Origin of the sequence: Microcoleus sp. C2D2, from assembly GCF_036702495.1 — a bacterium.
In the GTDB taxonomy this organism is placed as follows: domain Bacteria; phylum Cyanobacteriota; class Cyanobacteriia; order Cyanobacteriales; family Microcoleaceae; genus Microcoleus.
In genome coordinates this window covers 146,241-167,705 of the sequence record NZ_JAUBTO010000002.1, presented here as the reverse complement: position 1 = coordinate 167,705, position 21,465 = coordinate 146,241, and the positions used below count along the sequence as shown (strand labels likewise).

Sequence of the window (21,465 nt, the reverse complement as noted above, 5' to 3'; positions counted from 1 at the left end):
TCCCGCCCGTCCAAAAAGGACGGGCGGGACGCCCATCCCACTTTCCTTGTGGAAGTTATTTAATTCTCATTCCTTACAGGGTATTCACTATCAGACTTGATATAATAAGCTGCTACCCATAGGCGAGAGTATCCGAGTGTCCGAGGGTCCGAGGGGAAAAATCATTGACGGGGTGACAACGCCTCTGGAACCTTGATGGTAAAAGCATTGAAGCCCCTGATCCTTAAAAAAGATAGCGGATTATTGACAGGCTTATCTTACTCATAAGATCGTCCCAGATCGCCTTGAACGTGATTGAAACGATCTCGCCACTCTCTTTTATTGACTCGCGCCCGCGAAGATATTTTCGCTCGGTCACTCAACTCAAAACCTTGACGCAGCTTTGCTTTCAACCTGCTTGTCACCCCCTCAACCCCAACGCCCCGCCGGAGGAACAATGGGAACCCGAATGTGCAAGCTACTACAGCGGCGAACTTATCCTGCAACGCCCGATAGGGGTGGACTTGGGAACAACAGTTAGAACTTTTGGATACCCACCCACTGTTTACTGGCCGGTGTCCCCGCGGAGAAATGACTTATCCCAAATACGAAACACCCCCGATTCACTGGGATTGCTTGGAGTGCGGGTGGATGGATGATTCGGTGTAAGGCGAGGATTCGCAGCGGTTCTGTTTTTGTAATGGTCACGCTACCTGCTCTCTACAGCATTTATCCAGGTAACTTTATTGTGAAGATTTAATGAACTTTATTGTGAAGATTTAATGAACTTTATAAAGAACTGGCGTTTTTTAAGTAAGGTAGTTAGTATTTAGGTAGTTGGATTACTGAGTCAGCTTTCCAGTCAAGTTGTTTACGATAAAAGGAAATTTAGTTTTCATGAACAATCTCTACCACAAAGTCGCAGTTGCCTCTGTTTGCACCGCTCTAGGTTTTGCCCTGGGAGCAAACCAAGAAGCTAAAGCAGTTTCAATGACCTTGCAACCTACTACGACTTTTGGAGTCCTAGATGTTAACGACGGTGTTAATAGCTTTGACGGGCTGGGAGACGAAATTTTGCCTGAACCTCTTCCTATTGTTCTGAAGGGAACACAGGGTGAAGCAGCACAGTTTGCAGAATTCAATATCGGCAGTTTTTCTCAGATCCCTAATATTATCAGTGCTATTTTTCGGGCTGATATTTCTAGTTTTAAAGTCAGTGGTCTTGGGGTTAATAACATTAACCCTGGTAGTCTTCGCCTCTTCGGTTTTGCAGGAAACGGAACACCCGATCCATCAGATTTGGAGGCGGGAGTATTGTTAAGTTCTGTAGATGTTTCAGGGTTGTCTCCCGGCGCTGTTGTTGAGTGGGACGTAACTGACTTTGTTAAGCAGGGAGTTAGCAACAACAATCCTTTTGCTGGGTTTGGCATTCGCGCCTTGAACTTGGGTGGCCTCAGCCTGAAGGGTTCTGATATTCCTGGTAGCCAGCCCAGGCTGATAGTTGAAACCGCCGAGGTTGCCGAGCCTGTGCCTGAACCAACCACAATCTTTGGTTCAGCTATAGGCTTATGCGTGGGAGGATGGCTGAAACGAAAGAAATCAACTCCTCAAAATAAAACAACGTCACAAGGTTAATCTATCGTTTGACAGAATTTGCTGGCAACAGTTTGCTCGAAAACCCACCTGAAAGTGCAGCCGACTAATCCCCTAACAAACACCCAAAACGCACATTGAGGCAGCACGGTTAACAGCACAAGCTGATGCGGCCACCACTGCCACGCGCGGAACAGCATTGCGGTGATGGTGGCTAATTCGGTTATTTGGCTGACGGTTGCTTCACGCCCGCCGTTCGCCCTGCCACACTCCTCAGATGCAGGCGTAAGCCAGTTCTCTCCACAGCACTCGGTTCAAGATGCTGATGATGTCGCTGTTAATATCCTGAAATAAAGTTAATGAATTCATCCGGTTGATTTTTTAAACGACTTTTCAATCTAGCAAGCTTAACAGGGGTGGTGTTTTGGTAATGGCTCACGCTACCTGCTCTCTACAGCATTTATGCAGCTCACCTTCTGGTTAAGATTTAATAATTTAAATACACAACTAGGGTTTTTTAAGTAAGCTAGCTAGTATTTAAGTAATTTGATTACTGAGTGAGCTTTCCTGTCAAGTTGTTTACTATAAAAGGAAATTTAGTTCTCATGAAAAATTTTTACGACAAAGTCGCAGTTGCCTCTGTTTGCACTGCTCTAGGTTTTGTTCTGGGAGCAAGCCCCGAAGCTAAAGCAGCTTCGTTTACCTTTGCACCTACTATCACTTTTGAAGTCATAGATTTAGATGATCAATATTACTTCGGTGGCCCCGGTCGCTTTGACGGACTGGGAGACCTGGTTTTCCCTGGTAATTTTGATACTGTGGTGAGGGGAACGATTGGTGAAATAGGACAGTTTGCCGAATTCAATATCGGCAGTTTTTCTCTTGCCCCTAATACAGTTATTAGCAGTGCTGTTTTTCAGGCTGAGATTTTAACTTTTCTAGTCTATGGTCTTGGAGTGAGCGCTACTAACCCTGGTAGTCTTGGTATCTTCGGCTATGTAGGAAACGGAACAGTCGATGCCTCAGATTTTGAAGCGGGAGTATTTTTAAGTTCTGTAGATGTTTCATCATCATCTGCCGGTGATATTCTTAGCTTTGACGTGACTCCGTTTGTTAATCAGCGAGTTAGCAATGGCGATACTTTTGCTGGGTTTGGCATTCGCGCCTTGAACTTTGGTAGTCTCGCCCTGGAAAGAGGCCAATTTTCTGGTATCCAACCAAGGCTGATAGTTGAAACCGCCGAGGTTGCCGAGCCTGTGCCTGAACCAACCACAATCTTTGGTTCAGCTATAGCCTTAGGCTTGGGAGGATGGCTGAAACGAAAGAAATCAAATCAGCAGCATAAAACACCGTCACAAGGTTAATCTATCGTTTGACAGAATTTGCGGGCAACAGTTTGCTCGAAAACCCACCTGAAAGTGCAGCCCACTACTCCCTCAACAAACACCCAAAAGGTTTTGAGTTGAGTGACCAAGCGAAAAGATACGCTTGCTGTGCGTAAGTCAATAAAAGAGAGTGGTGAGATGCCTTGAATCAGGTTCCAGGGGATCTCGGACAATCTTATGAGTCAATAAGCCTGTCCATAATGCACTATCTTTTTTGAGCTTCAGCGGCTTCAATGCTTTTACCATCAAGGTTCCAGAGGCGTTGTCACTCCGTCAAGAAAAAGCCTCTTCCTTCCTTCTTCCTTCTTCCTTCTTCGGTTAACTTCCCAGCATTTGCAGCTTGTACAAACTGGCATACAACCCTTCTTGCTGCAACAATTCTTCGTGGCTGCCAGACTCTACTAATTGGCCGCGTTTGAGCACTAAAATGCGATCGACATTTCGGATAGTCGAGAGTCGGTGTGCAATAATTATCGCCGTTCTGTCCGCCATCAAACGCTCTAGAGCTTCTTGAATTAAAGCTTCCGTCCCCACATCCAAACTAGCAGTTGCCTCGTCGAGCACTAATATACTGGGATTGCGAATAGCGGCGCGAGCAAACGCTAATAATTGCTTTTGTCCCCCCGAAAGATTGGTTCCCCGTTCCCGCAATTGCGTATCATAACCTTGAGGCAATTCCTCAATTAATCGGGCAACATTTGTCTTTTCTGCTGCTGCTTGAATTTCCTCAATCGAGTAATTTTCTCCCAGGCTGATATTGCTCTTCACGTCACCAGCAAATAGAAAGCCATCTTGGATAATCACGCCTATGTGGCGGCGCAACTCTGCTTGAGGCAAATCCCGAATATCCACATTATTAACCAGAATCCGCCCTCGGGTGGGCTCGTAAAGGCGGCAGAGGAGACGGATAATCGAACTTTTGCCCGCACCCGTAGGGCCGACTAATGCTACTTTTTCGCCGGATTTGATGGTGAAATTGAGGTTTTGCAGGACATATTCGTCTTGTTTGTAAGCAAACCACACGTTGTCGAAGTGGATTTCTCCCGATTCAGAATTCTGCGATTTGGCCTTTTTTCCCCCCCGAAGCTTGGGGGGGTTGGGGGGGGTTAATTTGGGATTGTTAGGCAATAAACGATATTCTGAACTTGCTGGATTTTGATGATGATCTGCCAATTCTCGATCGAACGGAGACAAGTTGTAAGCAGTTGTCTCTGGATGTCCAGTTATCAACCACGGTGAATAACCTGCCCGACTTCCTTCTTCCTTCTTCCCTCTTCCTTCTTCCTTCTTCCCTCTTCCTTCTTCCTTCTTCCAGGTGGTTGGATCTTTAATTTCGATCGGTTCGTTGAGAATATCGCTAATCCGTTCGACGGCCGTAAATCCTGCTTGAATTGCAGTGAATTTCTCGGCAAACTGCCGCAGCGGATCGAAGAGACGCTGAGCAAATAAAATAAATGCAGAGAGAGTACCGAAGTTAAGAGTACCTTGCAGAAGCCTTTGACCGCCCATCCACAAAACGGCTGCGATCGCCACTAAAGCAATCCATTCTAATGTCGCAGATACGGCTGAGTCGTAAAAAATAGTTGTATCAACTGCTTTAATGTAGAGTTTATTGGTGACGCGAAACAATTCTGAGTTGAATCTTTCGCGGCGGAATAGCTGCACTACGCTAATACCCGTCAGGTTTTCTTGCAGTTGTGAGTTGAGATCGGAAAGTTCTTCTCTGGTAGTGTAATTTGCTTGGCGATATTGATGCTGGAAATAAACTATGACTCCGGTAATTGGTATCATCATCAGCACTAACATTAAAGCTAGTTGCCACTGCAGGGTAAACATGAAAATGGCAATTACTAAAATTGAAAATAAATCGCTGACAATGCCGATCGCCCCGCTGGAAAACACTTCCCCCAAAGCTTCCACATCGCTGGTGAGGCGAGTCATCAGTTTACCTACAGGAGTGCGGTCAAAAAATCTGACTGCTAGCGATGTGACGTGGACGAACAAATCATTTCTAATATCAGTAGTAATTATTTGCCCTACTTTCGTGACTAAATAGCCTTGAACTGATTGCAGTGCCAATCTAATTGTTATAGTTAGCATCAGCAAAACTGCCAGAATATTCAATGCTGCAGATAAAGGCAATCCCCGCAAAAATTCATAGGTAGGTTCCGAGCGAATTACGGAAATTGCCTGTCCGATGAGAATCGGTTGAATTGCTCCTGAGACTGCTAGCGGTACTAATAGTGCGATCGAAATAATCAACAAGCGTTTGCTGCGCCATGCGTAAGATGCCAACCTCATGAATAACCGCCAGTCTGTGTCGCGGCCGGGTTGGTTTTTGGTGTCTGCTACTGGTGAGGAAATTGTCATCCGATTTTAGATTTTAGATTTTAGATTAAAGAATGGCAGAAGCTATTATGCTGCTAAATTCGGGGGCTTTTGCTGAGGATATCGAGCTTTTTTTTCGCTGCGCGGCTTGTAGGGCTTGCTGGCGAGATCGGTTCGATCGGTATTTCAGCCAAAAAGCTGTACAATATATCCAACTAATAATTGTAGCAAATAGAGTCAGTTAAATTAGGGGATATTCTACAGAGCCCGCAAATTCTCGCTCCCGACAGCACTCAGTCGCCCATATTTATTACAACTGCGGATACCCGCTACTTGCCACTTTATGCCTTTGGAGATAGAGTTTGCCACTGCTTTTATTTGCTGGCTCAAATGCGGGCTTTTCAAAATGCAGTTCACTGCATTGAAGAGATAGATTCTACATTTCACCGTCGTCCCCAGGAAAGTGTATTAGACTTTTTGCTGAGAACTTATGCAAGAAATAGAGACAGCCCGATTGTATCTGAGACAATTTACGCCAAATGACTTAGACGATCTGTACCGCATATACAGCGATTCAGAGGTGATGAAATATGTTAGCGAAGGCGTCAGAAATAGAGAAGAAACAGCAGCCGATTTATTTGGGATAATCGCTGATTGGGAAAAAAACGCTTTCGGTTTGTGGGCTGTTGTCAATAAACAAAATAACGAATTGAGCGGCGACGGGGGGCTTCGCTTCTTAGGCAAAACACCTGAAGTAGAAGTCGGTTACGTGTTAGCAAAAGCGTATTGGGGGAAAGGTTTAGCATCGGAAGTTGCAGCGGCTAGCCTCAAGTACGGATTTGAAGTATTAAAACTAGAAAAAATTGTTGCTGTTGCAGATACCGAAAACAGATCCTCGCGGCGGGTAATGGAAAAAATGGGGATGAAATACCAGCATAACTTTGATTATCGCGATCGCGATCGAGTATATTATTCGATCTCGCGAAAAATCTACCAGTCAAAAGTAGTTTAGTTGAGTTGAGGAAGGAAATCCAACCTAAATGTTTGTAGCAAGACTTGTCAAAACTGGTATTACAATCTAGTGGTAGAGGTTATAATTTCATCATGCAAGAGATAGAGACAGCCCGATTGTATCTGAGACAATTTACGCCTGAAGACTTAGACGATCTGTACCGCATCTACAGCGATCCGGAAATAATGAAATACCTCGGAGGAGTTAGAACTAGAGAAGCAACAGAAATAGCCATTCATACCATGCTCAAGTGTTGGGAAGAAAACAACTTCGGAATGTGGGCTTTAGTACATAAAATAGACCGTAAAATGATTGGTCGCTGCGGACTGTTTTTTTTGGACAAGACACCGGAAGTTGAGCTAGGCTATACCCTCGACAAAGCTTATTGGAATCAAGGATTGGCGACTGAAGCATCTTTTGCTAGTCTCAACTATGGATTTCAAATATTAAAGTTGGAAAGAATAGTTGCGGTCGCCCGCCCAGAAAATATCGCCTCCCAGCGGGTGATGCAGAAAGTTGGCATGAAATATGAAAAAAATGCTCATTATTACGAAACTGATGTAGTATATTATTCTGTTTCGCGAGAGATTTACCAGTCCCAAGTATTTTCGTAGGGTGCGCATTGCGCACCTTACTGCATTTAAATTACTCACATCGCAAATTGGCATTACTGTCGGCTGACAACTACGAAGTCCTTTGCAATTGCTTGTTAACTTTTTGAATTTTCTTAGCAAAATACTCTTGTCTGTGTCCCAATCTTTTAGCCACTTCCAAGCCTTTTTGATAGGCTTCCAAAGCTTTATCGTAAGCCGTCATCTCTTGATAAACTTGACCGATATTGTCGTAAGCGTTCATCAATCCGTAGAAATTGTAAGCCCGCTCTTCTAACAGCAACTGCATTTGATAAATCCGCAAAGTCGGCTCCCATTGCTTTTGCGATCTATAAAGTAAAGCTAATTTCTCCAAAGCTTCACTAGCTTGGGCATACTGTTGAATGGGGACGGCTAAATTGTATGCTTCCTGATAGTATTGAGCTGCTAAATTGATTTGACCTATGGTTTGGTAATCGGTGGCGATCGCAAATTTGAGCGGTGGTATAGCGCTCGCATTTTGTAAGTTAAGATACACTGATGCTAGTTTTTCACGGGCGGCGATCGCTTTTAGGGGTTGTTTCGCCTGCTGGTAAACGTAGGCCAACTGTCTCAGAGTATCTACCTCTGTTGGAGGAGTTACAGCCTGCGGCGGCGCGCCGTTTCCCGCAACTACAGCAGAATTTTGCACAGCAGAATTAGCAGCAAATAAAGCGCGGTTTTCCTGAATTAAAGTTGCCAATTCCTCATACACGGAAGCAGCTTTATCGTAACTCAACCAATTGACGTGAATTAGCGCGATCGCCTTCAAAATCTGACCTTGAGCCAATATATCTTGGTTTTGGCGCGCATTTTCGAGAATTTCTTGGTAAACTTCTACAGTCGGGCCTTTAGCGCGCACCTGCTGAAAAGCCGCAGCCAAGGCGGGGAGCAACTCAGTATTAACTGGTACTTGGGATTTTACTTGTTTTTGAATTGCTTGCAACCGTTTGGTAATAAGCTGTAGTTCCAGGTTTTTACTGTTACTCCAAGCAACACTTCCCACCCGACTCAAAGCAGCAATTTCCGCCGCCGGGCCGAGATACCTGCGCAGTCGCAATTCTCGGAACCAAATTTCAAAAGCACCAGCCCCATCTCCAGCTTGCAGTTTAGCCACTGCTTCTAAGTTTAACTCTTCCAAAGCCGCTGTCAGTTCCTCCCGCTGAGTGCTGCTCAAAGATTCACTGGCGGGAGTTAGGGGATCTGGTGTGGTAATTTCTAGAGGATTAGGAGAAAATTGATCCAGCCCTGGTGGATTAGTTTGGGCGCTAGCAATAGAACCAGCACACAGCCACAAGAAAAGCAAGCACCCAATTGGCGCAGAACTTCTCATTCTCAAAATTTGGTTGCCGCGATTCGGCATTCCTTCTCGAAACATCAAGTTTTGCATATCTACAAAACGGTATAAATTATGTCACAAAGATGGCACAAAAGCAAACTGTTCAACAAGAGCAACAAAATACAAGTTACCGTACTGAGCAATTATTTTCAGTTAAAGACGCTGGGCGATCCTCTTCGAGGGCTTCGCCAACGCATTTTACGCTTATTCAGTCTAGCCCTAATTCTCTTAACTGTTTGCACAGCTTGCGCCCCCCCTCCCGCAGTTGCTAGAGACCGCTCTTTTCCTGAAATGTCCCTAGAATTTTTGGGCGAGTACGAATTGCCAAAAACCAATTTTGAAGGATCGCCAGTCGGCGGTTTGTCAGGAATTACCTACGACCCCAAAGGTATTAGCACAGTCACTTCCAAAGCTTATCGCTTTTACGCTCTTTCCGACGACCCCAGCGAAAACGGAGAAGCCAGATTTTACAGTCTCAGACTCGACCTCACATCGAGCGATCCAGCAAATATTCGCCTCAAAAAAGTTGCGGTTGAAGGCGTTACCTCCCTCAAAAAAGCAGACGGTGAAACCTTTTCTTGGGGTGCCATCAATCCCGAAGGCATTGCCCTTTCTCCCCGCAATTCAGTATTTGTCGCCAGCGAAGGCGTCACTCATGCTGGCATCCCTCCTTTTGTAGGAGAGTTTGACCTCAAAACCGGGAAATTGCTGGGAAATTTGCCGATTCCCAAACGCTACATTCCCGATGCCAGCGATGAAAAACAGCAGCAAGGAGTGCGGGAAAATTTAGGTTTTGAATCTTTAACCATTGACCCAGAAACCTTTAGTCCGGGCGGTCTCGATCCGTTTCGTTTGTTCGCAGCTACGGAAGCGCCGTTAATGCAAGATTTAGACCCAGAACAGGCAATGAAACTGCGTTTTTTACATTATGTTATCGTCGATAAAACGCCGCAATTAGTGTCGGAAAATCTTTACAATTTAGACCAAGTTCCCCTGACTGTTTTGAACGGTTTAACAGAATTAGTAACTGTCGGTGGCGGTCAGATTTTGAGTTTAGAACGTTCTTTTGGGCTGTCGGGATACAGTGCTAGGATTTATCAAGTAGCCCTTGGGGCGGCTACAGATACTTCGAGAATCCAGAGTTTTAAAGGGCCAGCGACAATGGTCGAACCTGTTAAGAAAAAGTTGTTGCTAGACTTAAGCGAACTCGGGATTCCGCTGTACAATTTAGAGGGAATGACCCTCGGACCGCAGTTGCCAGATGGCAGCAAAAGTTTAGTTTTGGTCAGTGACGACAATTTTGATGAAGCGCAGAAAACTCAGTTTCTTTTATTTAGCTTGAAGGGCCAAGGTTAAGTCAGAAGGGCGGGCTAGAAGCCCACCCCACAAGAAGATTTCTTCTTTGTGAAAAAAGCCGGAAAGCCTATTGAGGAAAACCGTACAATAAAATTCACTCTTTGTGGAACAGGCATCTTGCCTGTTCATAAAAAAGTTAAATCAAATTTATCCAACTATAAAATACCCTAATTATGCCAACTCGTAAGACTTTGCACTTACCAGACATCGAACTTTCTTACCGAGAATGGCAGCCAGAAATAGGGAAAGAAAAAGTTCCGCGTTTGCTGCTGCTGCACGGTTTAGCAGATAGTGCGTGTGTCTGGACTAGCTTGGGCAATTACTTGTCCAGCCGCTATCATATTGTAGCGCCAGATATGCGCGGTCACGGAGAAAGTAGCAAACCGAAAACAGGCTATACTTTTGAAAGTGCGATCGCAGATTTAGAAGCTTTGATGGCACATCTCAACTGGCCCGACGCCCACATTTTAGGACATTCTTGGATGGGCAAACTAGCACCGATTTGGGCGAGGCAAAATCCGGCTCGCTTTTGCAGTATGATTTTAGTAGACCCCATCTTCATCACCAAATTGCCCGCCGCGATGAAACTCACCCTGCCAATTGTTTACCGAAAATTAGACTGTCTCAAATGTGTGGGCCCGTTTGCGACTTTATCCCAAGCAGAAGCAGCAGCAAAACAATCGGGAGAATACGCAGGTTGGAGTGACGTGCAGCAAATGGTATTCCAACAGCATATCGAACAAAAATCAGACGGAACTTGGGGCAGTAAATTTGCGATTGCAGCCCGAAATCAGATATTTGCAGAAGTGATGAAAGTTGCGGGTTTAACTAAAAATATTGAGATACCGACTTTGTTTGTACAGCCGGAAAAAGGTGTAAATCGCATGGCTTGGCAAATGCAGCCATACAAGAGATACTTGAAAAATCTTACCGTTGCAAAAGTAGGGGGGAATCACTGGTCTTTTTTGACTGAACCGGAAACTTTTAATCAAACTGTGGCAGATTTTTTAGAGGGCACAAGACGGTGAATTTAGAAATTATCGCACATCGGGGATTTTCGGCGATCGCCCCCGAGAATACTTTAGCAGCTTTTGAACTGGCGATCGCCCGCGGAGCTCATTCGATCGAATTTGACATCCAGCTATCCGCCGACAACGTACCAGTGATTTTTCACGACGCCACATTAGATAGAATCACTGGAGTTTCTGGCAAAGTTAGGGAAAAAACTCTGTCCCAATTGCAGACACTTAATGCGGGAAAATGGTTTAGCGATGAATTTTCACAAGAAAAAATTCCTACCTTAAAAGAATCATTAGCTATCCTCAAAAATGTTGACAAATTTCTTTATTTTGATGTCAAACCTCACTGCGAGTGGTCTGATGCAGATGTCGCGGATTTTGTCAATACTTTGAAGGGCGCAGAGATCCAACACAAATGCGTTATTACTTCCTTTAACGATGGATTTCTGGAACAAGTGCGGCGGCTATCTGGCGATTTGGCGATCGGACACATTGTTGCTAATCTAGAAGCATACAAAACTCAATTTGCTCAAGCTGTGGCGCATCGGGATAATTTGATTAGCAGTCTGTATCGCGTGTTGCTGGAAAACCCGGCACTAATTCAAGAAAGCCGGAGTCGGGGAGTTGACATTGTGGCCTGGACGGTGGACGATCGAGCGGATATGCAAAAGTTAATTGATTTGGGTATAACGCGGATAGTCACTAATTGTTTGATATAATTTGTTTAACTTTATATCTTGCACCATTATCAAGAACGGGCAAGATGCCCGTTCCACAAAACTCAATTAATAGATGAATTATTTTCGCAAAAGCATCCACGAAATGTCTGGCTATGTGCCGGGGGAACAGCCACCGCTAGGCACAAAAATTATTAAATTAAATTCTAATGAAAATCCCTATCCGCCTTCTCCCAAAGCTTTAAAAGTGCTTCAGGAAATAGACGGAGAAATTTTGCGGCGCTATCCAGATCCAACTGGCAAAAGTTTCCGCATTGCTGCTAGTCAAGTTTTGGGAGTTGCTGACGATTGGATTGTTGTAGGTAACGGCAGCGACGATTTATTAAACTTGATAGTTCGCGCTGTGGGCGAATCTGGTAAACAGATTGTTTGTCCCGCGCCAACCTATGTATTGTACCGCACTTTGGCAGCAATTCAAGATGCAGAATTTGTTGAAGTTCCTTATCCCGACGACTACAAGTTACCAGTCGATTTGCTAATAGCAGCCCAGGGTGCAGTGACATTTGTAGCTTCGCCAAACAGTCCATCGGGAACAGCCATATCTATTGCAGATTTGGAGAAACTTGCTAAAGAGTTATCGGGCATTCTTGCGATCGACGAAGCTTATGTAGATTTCGCCGAAGAAAATGCTTTGAACTTGACAAAAAAGTACAGTAATGTTATAGTTTTGAGGACGCTTTCAAAAGGTTATTCCCTGGCAGGATTGAGGCTGGGTTTTGGCATAGCAAATCCGGGGCTGCTGGCTGAATTAAATAAAATCAAAGACAGCTATAATGTGGATGCTTTAGCCTATGCAGTGGGGGCGGCTGCGATCGCCGATCGAGACCACAAAACAGGCAACGCCGAAAAGATTAAGGCTTCGCGAGCAAAACTAGCCGTTAGCTTCAAGGAGTTAGGCTTTGACGTTTGGCCGTCGCAAACCAACTTTTTGTTAGTTAGGCCACCAAACGGCGATGCAGAAAGGATTTATCAAACACTGAAAGTACGGGGAATATTGATTCGATACTTCAATCAGCCACGATTAGAAGACAAGTTGCGGATTAGTGTAGGTACGGAGGAACAAAATCAAATATTGGTTAAAACTTTGAAAGAAATCCTATAAATAACGATCGCACTAAAATTAGTTGCTAGTGATGACTTTAGTCCTCTGATTTGTATGAAGACTTGCATTCCTCACTACAAACAGCTTGATTACGGATAATTATTAGGATTATCAATCGCCAACCCTTCTGAATGAGCAATATCCAGCAATCTGTTGTCCGCCGAAACAAAAATCAGTCGAGTTTCTGGCTGGGAAAGGAGAGTAGTAGATTGAAAGCGCAAAGCCGAGGCTAACTGTACAGAATCATAAGCGCGCAGCGGATGTTGCATCACCAATTCGGTGGCTGTTTCTATCAAAGTTTGATCGACATCTATGACTCGGTATTCATTTTCAAAATCCTCCCTAACTTTTTGCGCAATTAAATCAAAGCGCTGCGCAGACAAACTTCCATCCCGCAGACGGCGTGCAAAAGCGCTGTGTACCTCCACCCAAGTAATTTGGCTAATAGCTAAATGGTTATCTGTAGCAGGATCGGTAATCGATAAAATCCAGTCACTGCCTATTTCAGGCACGTATCGTTTGACTAAAGCGCTAGTATCCAGAAAATAAGCATTTACCACGGGCCACGATCCTCGATAACCATTTCTGAGAGAGGCTTACCTGGTAGGGGTTCCATTTTTTGCATTAATTCGCGCCACTGCTGCGCGCGCTTGATTAATTCGGCTCGATCGAGCTTACCCTGTTTCTTTGGCAAACGCACCAATCCCCGTACATCCATCAACTTAATCGCCTTTTCGCGATCGCCCTTGAGTTCTTCCTGCGAAACTTCCGCTACAATTGTGATTTGCACAGTTTCCCCATCATTCAATGACAAAGGACTCAGGGGACGCAAAACCCCGTTTTCGTAGATAGCAGTAATAGTTTCTGGCATAATTACCCTCTTAATTAAATGCTTTGACTTATTTTAATTACTTCGTTGCCACCACAGCCAAATTCCAAGCCAAGCGTTTCATCAAAGGCAACTTTTTCAAAATCTCATCCAACCCTTCTAATCGAGAGTATTCCGGTTTCAATCTCTCTTGTTCAAGGATAATCTTTTTCCAATAACGCTCCTCATTGGGATGCACTTTTTCTATCAAATAAAAGCGCAAAAAAATCCACAACGATGTCAGCCAAAACGTATCGTAAGCCGTCTCCGAAAACAAAGACTTGACAAAATTCACAGTATTAATATCCAAAGGAGTTTCATCCTCCGTCCGCACCTCAGTAGCCATCCTGCGGTAAATATTAATCACCGGATTGTGCTTCATCGGGTCCCAAAAACAAGCTTTGCCGCCCGGTTTCAGCACGCGGTGCATTTCGCGAATCGCCTTGGATGGTTCCGGCAAATGGTGCAGCAAATTAGAAGCGTAAACAATATCAAAACTGTTGTCCGGGAAATCCAGCGCCATTGCATTCACCGTGCAGCCCTCTATTGTGACGCCGTTTTTCTCTGCCAATTTCAGAGCAACTTCTACCATGCCAGGAGAATAGTCCGCCGCCACACAATGCGCGCCTTTTTTAGCAAAATAAACGCTGTTTTCTCCCGCGCCGCAGCCTAAATCTAAGAGGCGTTTGCCTGTAATATCGCCCATCTGTTTGAGAATAAATCTATTTTCTGGGGCGGTGCAAGCTTCAAAGTAATCATTGACTCGAATGCCGTCAATATCGATCGTAGATGCCCAAGCATCGTGGAATTCCCGCTCTTTTTTAAAAGTTTCGTCTTGCATTTTTTACGGTTTGTTGTTGCTAAAAAAGCTTTTAATTTTTAACCGCAGATGAACGCGGATTAACGCAGATTTATTTAGATATATCTGCTGTTATGTGCGTTCGTCTGCGGTTGGTTTCAAGAAAAATGGCTGATAGTAAATTTATCAGCGCTGTGCTTCTGCAACAACTTGATTTCCGATCGGAGTTGGCTGTTCCGAGGATTTTTCAGCACTATGCTGCAATGCCTGATACAGCCGATTTAAAGCGCTGATGTAAGCTTCTGCAGAGGCTACGATAATGTCGGTATTTGCCGAGTGACCGGAAAATACTTTGCCTTCGTGGCGCAAGCGAATTGTTACTTCGCCGATCGCATCTATTCCCGCTGTCACCGACTGTACAGAAAACTCGATCAACTCGTTCGGGACATTGACAACTCGGTTAATTGCCCTGTAAACCGCATCCACAGGCCCGGTGCCGATCGCAGCATCGGTCAATTCTTCGCCCGCCGGATTCCGCACAGTGACAGTTGCTGTCGGGCGAGATTTGTCGCCGCAGGAAACTTGCACCAATTCTAACCGGAAAAGTTCCGGTGCTTGGTGGACTTCGTTGTTGGCGATCGCCTCTAAATCCCAATCAGTAATCTCTTTTTTCTTGTCCGCTAAATCTTTGAACTTGACAAAAGCCTTATTTAGCTCATCGTCTGCCATTTGAAAACCCAACTCTTTCAAGCGAGTGTGGAAAGCGTGGCGCCCCGACAATTTACCGAGCACGATTTGATTTTCAGTTAAGCCGATCGACTCAGCGTCCATAATCTCGTATGTCCGCTTATTTTTGAGCACTCCGTCTTGATGAATTCCCGACTCGTGAGCGAAAGCATTTGCGCCGACAATCGCCTTATTTGGCTGCACCAACATCCCCGTCAAATTGGAAACCAAGCGCGATGTTTTGTAAATTTGGCGCGAGTCAATATTTGTCAGCGGTTCCTCAGAATCCGCAGCCCTGCCCAAGAACGGATTATAATATTGGCGCCGCACGTAAAGCGCCATTACCAACTCTTCCAGAGCTGCATTTCCCGCCCGTTCGCCAATCCCGTTAATCGTGCATTCTAACTGTCTGGCGCCATTTTTCACAGCTTCCAAAAAGTTAGCAACAGCCAATCCTAAGTCATTGTGACCGTGAACCGAAATAATTGCGCGATCGATATTTGGCACATTTTCCTTAATTCCCCGAATCAAAGCCCCAAACTCGCTCGGAGTCGTGTAGCCTACAGTATCGGGAATATTAACAGTAGTCGCACCGGCTGCGATCGCCCTTTCCAGGACCTGATACAAAAACTCCGGTTCCGAACGACAAGCATCTTCCGGCGAAAACTCCACATCATCCACAAAAGACTTAGCGTAAGCCACCATTTCCGGCACAATTTCCAGAACCTCAGCCCGCGTCTTTTTCAGCTTATGCTCCAAGTGAATATCAGACGTAGCCAGAAACGTATGAATTCGCGCATTTGCTGCTGGTTTCAGAGCCTCTGCTGCTGTTTTAATATCCGGCTTTCTTGCCCTTGCTAAACCGCAAATTGTCGGCCCATCTGCCGTGCCCACCGAGCGGGCTATTTTTTGGACGGCCTCGAAATCTCCCGGGCTGGTGAAAGGGAAACCCGCTTCTATCACATCCACGCCCAATCTCGCTAACTGGCGAGCGATCGTCAGCTTTTCATCCCCATTCAGAGATGCACCCGGAGATTGTTCTCCGTCCCGCAAAGTCGTATCAAAAATAATAATCCGGTCTTGACTTGGTTGAGTTTTCATAGATCTAAAAAAGTGTTTTCCTGATTTTTACTTGTCCGCTGTTCTGGGCAATTAGTCCCCAGTCACCAGTCCCGTGTTTCGCGCCAATAACGAATAATTAATAAACCATAACCCATAACTACTGACTGTTCACTGCTGACTAATGACTAATGACTAATGACTAATGACTAATAACTACTGACTAATAATCCATTTTCTCGATATGTTCCCTAATTTCATTTAGGTCTATATACCTATCTGTAGCATTTCGTAACTCTCTAGCAATCATTCCTTCGGTTGATACCACAGTAATATGAGTATTTTTCGAGCGCAGCAGCTCGATCGCCCGCTCAAAGTCCCCATCCCCGCTAAAAAGTACAACTTGGTCGTACTGATCCACCGTATTAAACATATCAACCACAATCTCAATGTCTAAATTAGCCTTTTGAGAATATCTGCCCGAAGCATCGTCGTAATATTCCTTAAGAATCTTAGTGCGAACCGTGTAACCCAGACTTATCAAGGCATCTCGAAATCCCCTTTGATCTTGGGGGTCTTTCAGGCCCGTATACCAGAAAGCATTAATCAAGATGACATTCGGCTGCGAAGTTTTGAAATATTCGAGCACCCTGCGAGGATCAAAAAACCAACCGTTCTTTTGTTGAGCGTAGAACATATTGTTCCCGTCCACAAAAATAGAAAGGCGGTTCATTAAGTTTGTCATAGAAACTTAGACCTAATAATTGTAGAAAGAAGTTAATCTAAATATCACATTTTAGCAACATGGAGCTAACCGAGGCAATAGATTAGACTTCAGAAAACCCCATCCCCCCAGTATTTCATATTTTCGCCCCTACCGCCAGAGGGCTCTTTTAACCCTGCTTGCATTCGATGACTGGCTCTCACAAACCAGACGCCCTTTAACTCAATACCGGCTGCCGTGTCAAGGTTTATGGGGCTTCAAACTACCGCCGAGCGGGCCTTACCGCCTCTTCAGGCATACCTTCGCGCACAGCACTCGCTTTTGCTCCCCTGATTTCAAGGCGCAGAGTAAGTCAGCTCAAGCCTTTTTGCTTTCAAGGGCCCAGCGAGCTAACTCTGTCCGGTTGTGCAGACCTGTTTTGCCCAGCATATTGCTGACGTGGCTCTCTATAGTGCGCTGGCTGACATTCATCACGTCTGCGATCTGGCGGTTTGCCATACCCTGCGCTAGCAACTGTACCACCTTTAACTCAGTGGGAGTCAATTCGACATTGCGGCGCGCCTTAATTTTTGGGCCGCTCTCAATACCTGGATTTGAGTGGCCAATCAAGCGGGATGCTGCTTTCAGAGAAGATTCTACTTGCGCTACCAGTTCTTCTGGTTCAAAAGGCTTGACTATATAAACGTCAGCCCCAGTGCTCAAGCCTTTTACCCGGTCTGAACTTTGACCTTTGGCGGACAAGAAAAGAACGGGAATCCAGTTCGTGCGCGGGTCTTCTCTGATGTATTTGACTAAAGTGTACCCGTCCATTTCCGGCATCATCACATCGCAGATGATCAAATCCGGCACTTCTTGTTCGAGTTTTTCTAGAGCGTCTCTGCCGTTTTCTGCTGTAATGACGTTGTAACCCCGAAACTCCAAGTAATCTTTGACTAGCAGGATCAAGTTCGGGTCGTCGTCAACCAGCATCAGCCGTTTTTGATCTCCTGAATTATTGTCTTTTGTCATGTTTATTCCCGCTAAAGTATCCCGCTCGCTTCCTTTTTTTCACTCGTGTTTTTTCCGTCACTGCGCCACCACCCCGGCTGGGGGTGGAGGACTGCCGTCTGGTGAAAGGATGGCCTTCAGGGGAAAGCGGGGCGGGTGTTACCGCTTCCCAACCAGTTATCGACGCCCGTTTGTAAATGTCTTGCGACTAGGAACGGAGCCAAAACCTATAAGGGACATCTTCAGAAAAGCTGGTCAATGGCAGGCATCCTGCTTGCCCGACCAGAATTATTGCAGATGTCTAATGGACGAACATCGCCCGTCGTAACTATGGGTCTTGATTGATTGGAGACTCCCTGGGAGAGCCTTTCGTTAAATATTTAATCTCGATCGGTTTAATTGCAGGTTGATGCCCCAGTTTAAAATGATACTTCTGATATAGAGAAATTTAAGCAGACTCCCTACTTACGTATTTAACTGTTTCTAGTCTAGTTTGGCAAACTGCTTAGTGTCTGCCACTGAGAAACTTTTGCACAAAATTTCACACTTTCTCCGATCGATTTTTTTGGGCGTACCTTTTGAGCAACACCAGGGACAAGCGAAGCCCGACTACCAATACAACCTAACTACAGTTTTTTTATCTGTAGCAGGTGCGATCGCCCGGGCGCCCAACAATCTAAAATTCTCACCCTTAACCTTAAACTTAACCTTTAATTATAACCCTGTACTTTAACAGCGCTCTAATTAAATGTTTGGCTCGGCCTTTTGAGGTACAGGCAAAGGATGAGTCAAGAAAGCGTATTCTTGAACTACCTTTGAGTTTAGGAGATGTTCCTGAATAATTCTCTCAATGACGGGGGGAGTAACGTCGCGGTACCACACTCCGTCTGGATAGACTACCATAATCGGACCCGACGCGCACACTCGCAGGCAATTGGCTTTGGTGCGAAAGACACAGGTTGGTCGAGCGGGACTTGGCTTGTCCAACCCCAATTCTTGCAAGCGTTTTTTTAAGTAATTCCAAGCCTCCAGACTGGTTTGCCGCGAGCAGCACTTGGGCACGGTTTGGTCGGCACAGATAAAAATATGCCGCTCGATTTGAGCGATGCCCAGGCTTTTGACGCAAGCGCTCAAGCCTTGGCTGCACGATTCATCGTTATGTTCAAGCATTTTATTCATTCGTCAACAGTAATTGGTTAGCGATCGAAAGTCATCACCACAGCCCCCACTCCCTCCCGTCTCAAGGGTAGGTTTTTTACTATTCAGAAATTGAGGGCAAGCAAGAGGCAAGTTTTAAACGCATAACAAGTCGAAATCCGGGCTTTTTCGCCGCGAATGGCACTCTCCCCTCTCCCGCTCTTCCCCTCTCCCTCTCTCCCTCTCCCCCTCTCCCTCCCTCCCCCTCTCCTTCGCTCCTACTCATTCTCGGTTCGGGAACCCGTACTGACAAGTAAGTTGCGATCGCCCCTGACTAAAGCTAAATTAGCACTCAGGAGTCGAGAGTGCTAATATGTCAGTTGTAAGTAGTCCGCTGTTGCTTTCATCGTGACCCCTGACGACTGACTGACGACAATCTGTAATCTGGAGATTTATTTATGGCAGCAGTATCACTGAGTGTTTCTACCGTTAAACCGTTAGGCGAGCGCGTGTTCGTGAAAGTAAGCGCTAGCGAAGAAAAAACCGCAGGCGGCATCCTTCTGCCCGACACAGCTAAGGAAAAGCCCCAAGTAGGCGAAGTCGCGGCCGTGGGCCCCGGCAAGCGCAACGACGACGGCACTCGCACTGAAATGGAAGTCAAAGTCGGCGACAAAGTTCTCTACTCGAAATACGCCGGCACCGACATCAAACTCGGCACCGACGAATACGTCTTGCTAGCCGAAAAAGACATTCTGGCGATCGTTAACTAATTAATCATTAGTCATCCGTCCTTAGTCATCAGTCATTAGTTTAAAGCGAACGCCGCCAAACAACTAATGACACGGGACAAATGACTAAAATCTATCATCCCCAATCCAAAATCTCAAACCCTCAAATCCCCAAAAACTATGGCTAAGCGTATCATCTACAACGAAAATGCACGTCGCGCCCTCGAACGCGGTATGGACATTTTGGCCGAAGCAGTGGCAGTAACCCTCGGTCCCAAAGGCCGCAACGTGGTTCTCGAAAAGAAATTCGGAGCTCCTCAAATCGTCAATGACGGTGTTACCATCGCCAAAGAAATCGAACTAGAAGACCACATTGAAAATACAGGGGTTGCCCTGATCCGTCAAGCAGCTTCCAAAACCAACGACGCAGCAGGCGACGGTACCACAACTGCTACGGTTTTGGCTCACGCAATGGTCAAAGAAGGCCTGCGGAACGTAGCTGCTGGTGCAAATGCGATCGCCCTCAAGCGCGGTGTTGACAAAGCAACGACGTTTTTGGTAGAAAAAATTGCCGAACACGCCAAACAAGTAGAAGATTCCAAAGCCATCGCTCAAGTCGGCTCCATCTCTGCTGGTAACGACGATGAAGTCGGTCAAATGATTGCCAACGCAATGGACAAGGTGGGCAAAGAAGGCGTGATTTCCCTCGAGGAAGGGAAGTCTATGACCACCGAATTGGAAATCACCGAAGGGATGCGCTTCGACAAAGGCTACATTTCTCCCTATTTCGTCACCGATACTGAGCGGATGGAAGCGATTCTAGAAGAACCCTTCATCTTGCTGACAGACAAGAAAATCGCTCTGGTACAAGATTTAGTACCTGTGCTCGAACAAGTAGCTCGTTCCGGCCGCCCGCTGTTGATCATTGCAGAAGACATTGAGAAAGAAGCTCTAGCTACCCTCGTTGTCAACAAACTGCGCGGTGTGTTGAACGTGACTGCTGTTAAAGCACCCGGTTTTGGCGATCGGCGCAAAGCCATGTTAGAAGATATCGCCGTATTGACCGGCGGTCAACTAATCACCGAAGACGCCGGTTTGAAACTGGAAAATACCAAGCTCGACATGATCGGCAAAGCCCGCCGCATCACCATCACCAAAGACAGCACCACAATTGTTGCCGAAGGTAACGAAGCCGCCGTCAAGTCCCGCTGCGAACAAATTCGCCGTCAAATGGACGAAACCGAGTCTTCCTACGACAAAGAGAAGCTGCAAGAACGTTTGGCCAAATTGGCTGGCGGCGTCGCAGTCATCAAAGTCGGCGCGGCTACCGAAACAGAAATGAAGGATCGCAAACTGCGTTTGGAAGATGCGATCAACGCTACCAAAGCTGCAGTTGAAGAAGGAATTGTTCCTGGTGGCGGTACAACTTTGGCTCACCTGACTCCTCAATTGGAAGAGTGGGCTAACAGCAGCCTGAAGGGCGAAGAATTGACCGGTGCTTTGATTGTGGCACGGGCTCTGGCTGCTCCTCTGAAGCGGATTGCTGAAAATGCTGGTTTGAATGGCGCTGTGATTGCTGAGCGCGTCAAAGAAAAGCCGTTTAACGTCGGTTTCAACGCAGCGACAAATGAGTTTGTCGATATGTTTGAAGCTGGTATCGTTGACCCTGCGAAGGTGACTCGTTCTGCTCTGCAAAATGCCGCATCTATTGCTGGTATGGTGCTGACAACTGAGTGCATCGTCGTTGACAAGCCTGAACCGAAGGATGGCGCTGCTGCTGCTGGCGCTGGCGGCGGCATGGGCGGCGGCGACTTCGATTACTAAGTCGATCGTTTGATGGCGGGCAATAATGTCCGCCTTTTTGATAAAAAATTTAGCTGTCACCAGGTGACAGCTAAATTTTTTTTTGCTGACTGATATACTCAGAAGGAGCTTAGCTACTCCTACTTTAGGGAACT

20 protein-coding genes are annotated in these 21,465 nt (G+C 45.9%); 11 read left to right on the top strand and 9 right to left on the bottom strand.

The features are described from left to right. Positions 1-876 precede the first annotated feature (876 nt). Both QUB61_RS01610 and QUB61_RS01605 read left to right on the top strand, forming a co-directional pair. Positions 877-1,614, top strand: a complete 738-nt coding sequence (locus tag QUB61_RS01610; protein ID WP_333131343.1) for a PEP-CTERM sorting domain-containing protein — start codon at positions 877-879, stop codon at positions 1,612-1,614. A gap of 563 nt (positions 1,615-2,177) precedes the next feature. Further along, on the top strand, positions 2,178-2,936 hold the full coding sequence (locus tag QUB61_RS01605) for a PEP-CTERM sorting domain-containing protein (RefSeq protein ID WP_333131341.1): 759 nt from the start codon (positions 2,178-2,180) through the stop codon (positions 2,934-2,936). Between the two features lie 339 nt (positions 2,937-3,275). Here the strand turns inward: QUB61_RS01605 and QUB61_RS01600 are convergent, their stop codons facing one another. After that, positions 3,276-5,327 (bottom strand): ABC transporter ATP-binding protein, encoded by a 2,052-nt coding sequence (locus QUB61_RS01600; protein ID WP_333131339.1) that lies wholly within the window; start codon positions 5,325-5,327, stop codon positions 3,276-3,278. A 32-nt stretch (positions 5,328-5,359) separates the two neighbouring features. On the opposite strand from QUB61_RS01600, the gene QUB61_RS01595 reads away from it, so the two are divergent. The 3 genes from QUB61_RS01595 to QUB61_RS01585 all read left to right on the top strand — a co-directional run bounded on the left by QUB61_RS01595 (position 5,360) and on the right by QUB61_RS01585 (position 6,911). Then, positions 5,360-5,530: a hypothetical protein gene (locus tag QUB61_RS01595; protein WP_333131337.1), complete on the top strand. Its 171-nt coding sequence runs from the start codon at positions 5,360-5,362 to the stop codon at positions 5,528-5,530. Between the two features lie 245 nt (positions 5,531-5,775). Continuing rightward, a complete protein-coding gene (locus QUB61_RS01590; protein ID WP_333131335.1) occupies positions 5,776-6,297 on the top strand; it encodes a GNAT family N-acetyltransferase in 522 nt (173 codons plus the stop codon). A gap of 92 nt (positions 6,298-6,389) precedes the next feature. Continuing rightward, positions 6,390-6,911, top strand: coding sequence for a GNAT family N-acetyltransferase (locus tag QUB61_RS01585; protein ID WP_333131333.1), 522 nt, complete (start codon positions 6,390-6,392; stop codon positions 6,909-6,911). 70 nt (positions 6,912-6,981) lie between these two features. Here the strand turns inward: QUB61_RS01585 and QUB61_RS01580 are convergent, their stop codons facing one another. Beyond that, entirely contained in the window at positions 6,982-8,316 is a 1,335-nt protein-coding gene (locus tag QUB61_RS01580) for a tetratricopeptide repeat protein (RefSeq protein WP_333131331.1), read from the bottom strand. 21 nt (positions 8,317-8,337) lie between these two features. Between QUB61_RS01580 and QUB61_RS01575 the strand changes: the two genes are divergently transcribed. The 4 genes from QUB61_RS01575 to hisC all read left to right on the top strand — a co-directional run bounded on the left by QUB61_RS01575 (position 8,338) and on the right by hisC (position 12,479). Further along, positions 8,338-9,621: an esterase-like activity of phytase family protein gene (locus QUB61_RS01575; RefSeq protein WP_333131329.1), complete on the top strand. Its 1,284-nt coding sequence runs from the start codon at positions 8,338-8,340 to the stop codon at positions 9,619-9,621. 173 nt (positions 9,622-9,794) lie between these two features. Continuing rightward, the gene (locus QUB61_RS01570; protein ID WP_333131327.1) at positions 9,795-10,649 is read left to right on the top strand and encodes an alpha/beta hydrolase; all 855 of its coding nucleotides are present in this window, start codon (positions 9,795-9,797) and stop codon (positions 10,647-10,649) included. After that, positions 10,646-11,359, top strand: coding sequence for a glycerophosphodiester phosphodiesterase family protein (locus QUB61_RS01565; RefSeq protein WP_333131325.1), 714 nt, complete (start codon positions 10,646-10,648; stop codon positions 11,357-11,359). The genes QUB61_RS01570 and QUB61_RS01565 overlap by 4 nt, the downstream gene beginning before the upstream one ends. Before the next feature lie 73 nt (positions 11,360-11,432). Then, entirely contained in the window at positions 11,433-12,479 is a 1,047-nt protein-coding gene (hisC, locus tag QUB61_RS01560) for a histidinol-phosphate transaminase (RefSeq protein ID WP_333131323.1), read from the top strand. Between the two features lie 89 nt (positions 12,480-12,568). On the opposite strand, the gene QUB61_RS01555 is transcribed toward hisC, so the two are convergent. From QUB61_RS01555 to QUB61_RS01525, 7 genes are all read right to left on the bottom strand, one after another. Continuing rightward, positions 12,569-13,039, bottom strand: coding sequence for a type II toxin-antitoxin system VapC family toxin (locus QUB61_RS01555; RefSeq protein ID WP_333131321.1), 471 nt, complete (start codon positions 13,037-13,039; stop codon positions 12,569-12,571). Beyond that, positions 13,033-13,350 carry an antitoxin family protein gene (locus QUB61_RS01550; protein WP_333131319.1) on the bottom strand — a complete coding sequence of 106 codons (318 nt, stop codon included), beginning with the start codon at positions 13,348-13,350 and terminating at the stop codon, positions 13,033-13,035. Before QUB61_RS01550 ends, QUB61_RS01555 begins: the two co-directional genes overlap by 7 nt. 37 nt (positions 13,351-13,387) lie before the next feature. Next, the gene (locus QUB61_RS01545) at positions 13,388-14,188 is read right to left on the bottom strand and encodes a class I SAM-dependent methyltransferase (RefSeq protein ID WP_333131317.1); all 801 of its coding nucleotides are present in this window, start codon (positions 14,186-14,188) and stop codon (positions 13,388-13,390) included. 144 nt (positions 14,189-14,332) lie between these two features. Continuing rightward, entirely contained in the window at positions 14,333-15,973 is a 1,641-nt protein-coding gene (locus tag QUB61_RS01540; protein ID WP_333131315.1) for a 2-isopropylmalate synthase, read from the bottom strand. Between the two features lie 181 nt (positions 15,974-16,154). Beyond that, positions 16,155-16,676 (bottom strand): LabA-like NYN domain-containing protein, encoded by a 522-nt coding sequence (locus tag QUB61_RS01535; RefSeq protein WP_006633075.1) that lies wholly within the window; start codon positions 16,674-16,676, stop codon positions 16,155-16,157. Between the two features lie 336 nt (positions 16,677-17,012). Then, the gene (locus QUB61_RS01530; RefSeq protein WP_332958101.1) at positions 17,013-17,663 is read right to left on the bottom strand and encodes a response regulator transcription factor; all 651 of its coding nucleotides are present in this window, start codon (positions 17,661-17,663) and stop codon (positions 17,013-17,015) included. A 723-nt stretch (positions 17,664-18,386) separates the two neighbouring features. After that, positions 18,387-18,812, bottom strand: a complete 426-nt coding sequence (locus QUB61_RS01525; protein WP_333131312.1) for a ferredoxin — start codon at positions 18,810-18,812, stop codon at positions 18,387-18,389. A gap of 425 nt (positions 18,813-19,237) precedes the next feature. On the opposite strand from QUB61_RS01525, the gene groES reads away from it, so the two are divergent. Continuing rightward, positions 19,238-19,549, top strand: a complete 312-nt coding sequence (gene groES, locus QUB61_RS01520; protein WP_333100012.1) for a co-chaperone GroES — start codon at positions 19,238-19,240, stop codon at positions 19,547-19,549. Positions 19,550-19,687: 138 nt separating this feature from the next. After that, positions 19,688-21,331, top strand: a complete 1,644-nt coding sequence (groL, locus tag QUB61_RS01515) for a chaperonin GroEL (RefSeq protein ID WP_332958098.1) — start codon at positions 19,688-19,690, stop codon at positions 21,329-21,331. The last annotated feature ends 134 nt before the right edge of the window (positions 21,332-21,465 follow it).

Coding starts and splice junctions, on each gene's coding strand:
- groL (WP_332958098.1), top strand. CDS start 19,688: ATGGCTAAGCGTATCATCTACAACGAAAATGCACGTCGCGCCCTCGAA.
- groES (WP_333100012.1), top strand. CDS start 19,238: ATGGCAGCAGTATCACTGAGTGTTTCTACCGTTAAACCGTTAGGCGAG.
- QUB61_RS01540 (WP_333131315.1), bottom strand. CDS start 15,973: ATGAAAACTCAACCAAGTCAAGACCGGATTATTATTTTTGATACGACT.
- QUB61_RS01570 (WP_333131327.1), top strand. CDS start 9,795: ATGCCAACTCGTAAGACTTTGCACTTACCAGACATCGAACTTTCTTAC.
- QUB61_RS01545 (WP_333131317.1), bottom strand. CDS start 14,188: ATGCAAGACGAAACTTTTAAAAAAGAGCGGGAATTCCACGATGCTTGG.
- QUB61_RS01530 (WP_332958101.1), bottom strand. CDS start 17,663: ATGACAAAAGACAATAATTCAGGAGATCAAAAACGGCTGATGCTGGTT.
- QUB61_RS01580 (WP_333131331.1), bottom strand. CDS start 8,316: ATGCAAAACTTGATGTTTCGAGAAGGAATGCCGAATCGCGGCAACCAA.
- QUB61_RS01610 (WP_333131343.1), top strand. CDS start 877: ATGAACAATCTCTACCACAAAGTCGCAGTTGCCTCTGTTTGCACCGCT.
- QUB61_RS01590 (WP_333131335.1), top strand. CDS start 5,776: ATGCAAGAAATAGAGACAGCCCGATTGTATCTGAGACAATTTACGCCA.
- QUB61_RS01550 (WP_333131319.1), bottom strand. CDS start 13,350: ATGCCAGAAACTATTACTGCTATCTACGAAAACGGGGTTTTGCGTCCC.
- QUB61_RS01585 (WP_333131333.1), top strand. CDS start 6,390: ATGCAAGAGATAGAGACAGCCCGATTGTATCTGAGACAATTTACGCCT.
- hisC (WP_333131323.1), top strand. CDS start 11,433: ATGAATTATTTTCGCAAAAGCATCCACGAAATGTCTGGCTATGTGCCG.
- QUB61_RS01600 (WP_333131339.1), bottom strand. CDS start 5,327: ATGACAATTTCCTCACCAGTAGCAGACACCAAAAACCAACCCGGCCGC.
- QUB61_RS01595 (WP_333131337.1), top strand. CDS start 5,360: ATGGCAGAAGCTATTATGCTGCTAAATTCGGGGGCTTTTGCTGAGGAT.
- QUB61_RS01575 (WP_333131329.1), top strand. CDS start 8,338: ATGTCACAAAGATGGCACAAAAGCAAACTGTTCAACAAGAGCAACAAA.
- QUB61_RS01525 (WP_333131312.1), bottom strand. CDS start 18,812: ATGCTTGAACATAACGATGAATCGTGCAGCCAAGGCTTGAGCGCTTGC.
- QUB61_RS01535 (WP_006633075.1), bottom strand. CDS start 16,676: ATGACAAACTTAATGAACCGCCTTTCTATTTTTGTGGACGGGAACAAT.
- QUB61_RS01605 (WP_333131341.1), top strand. CDS start 2,178: ATGAAAAATTTTTACGACAAAGTCGCAGTTGCCTCTGTTTGCACTGCT.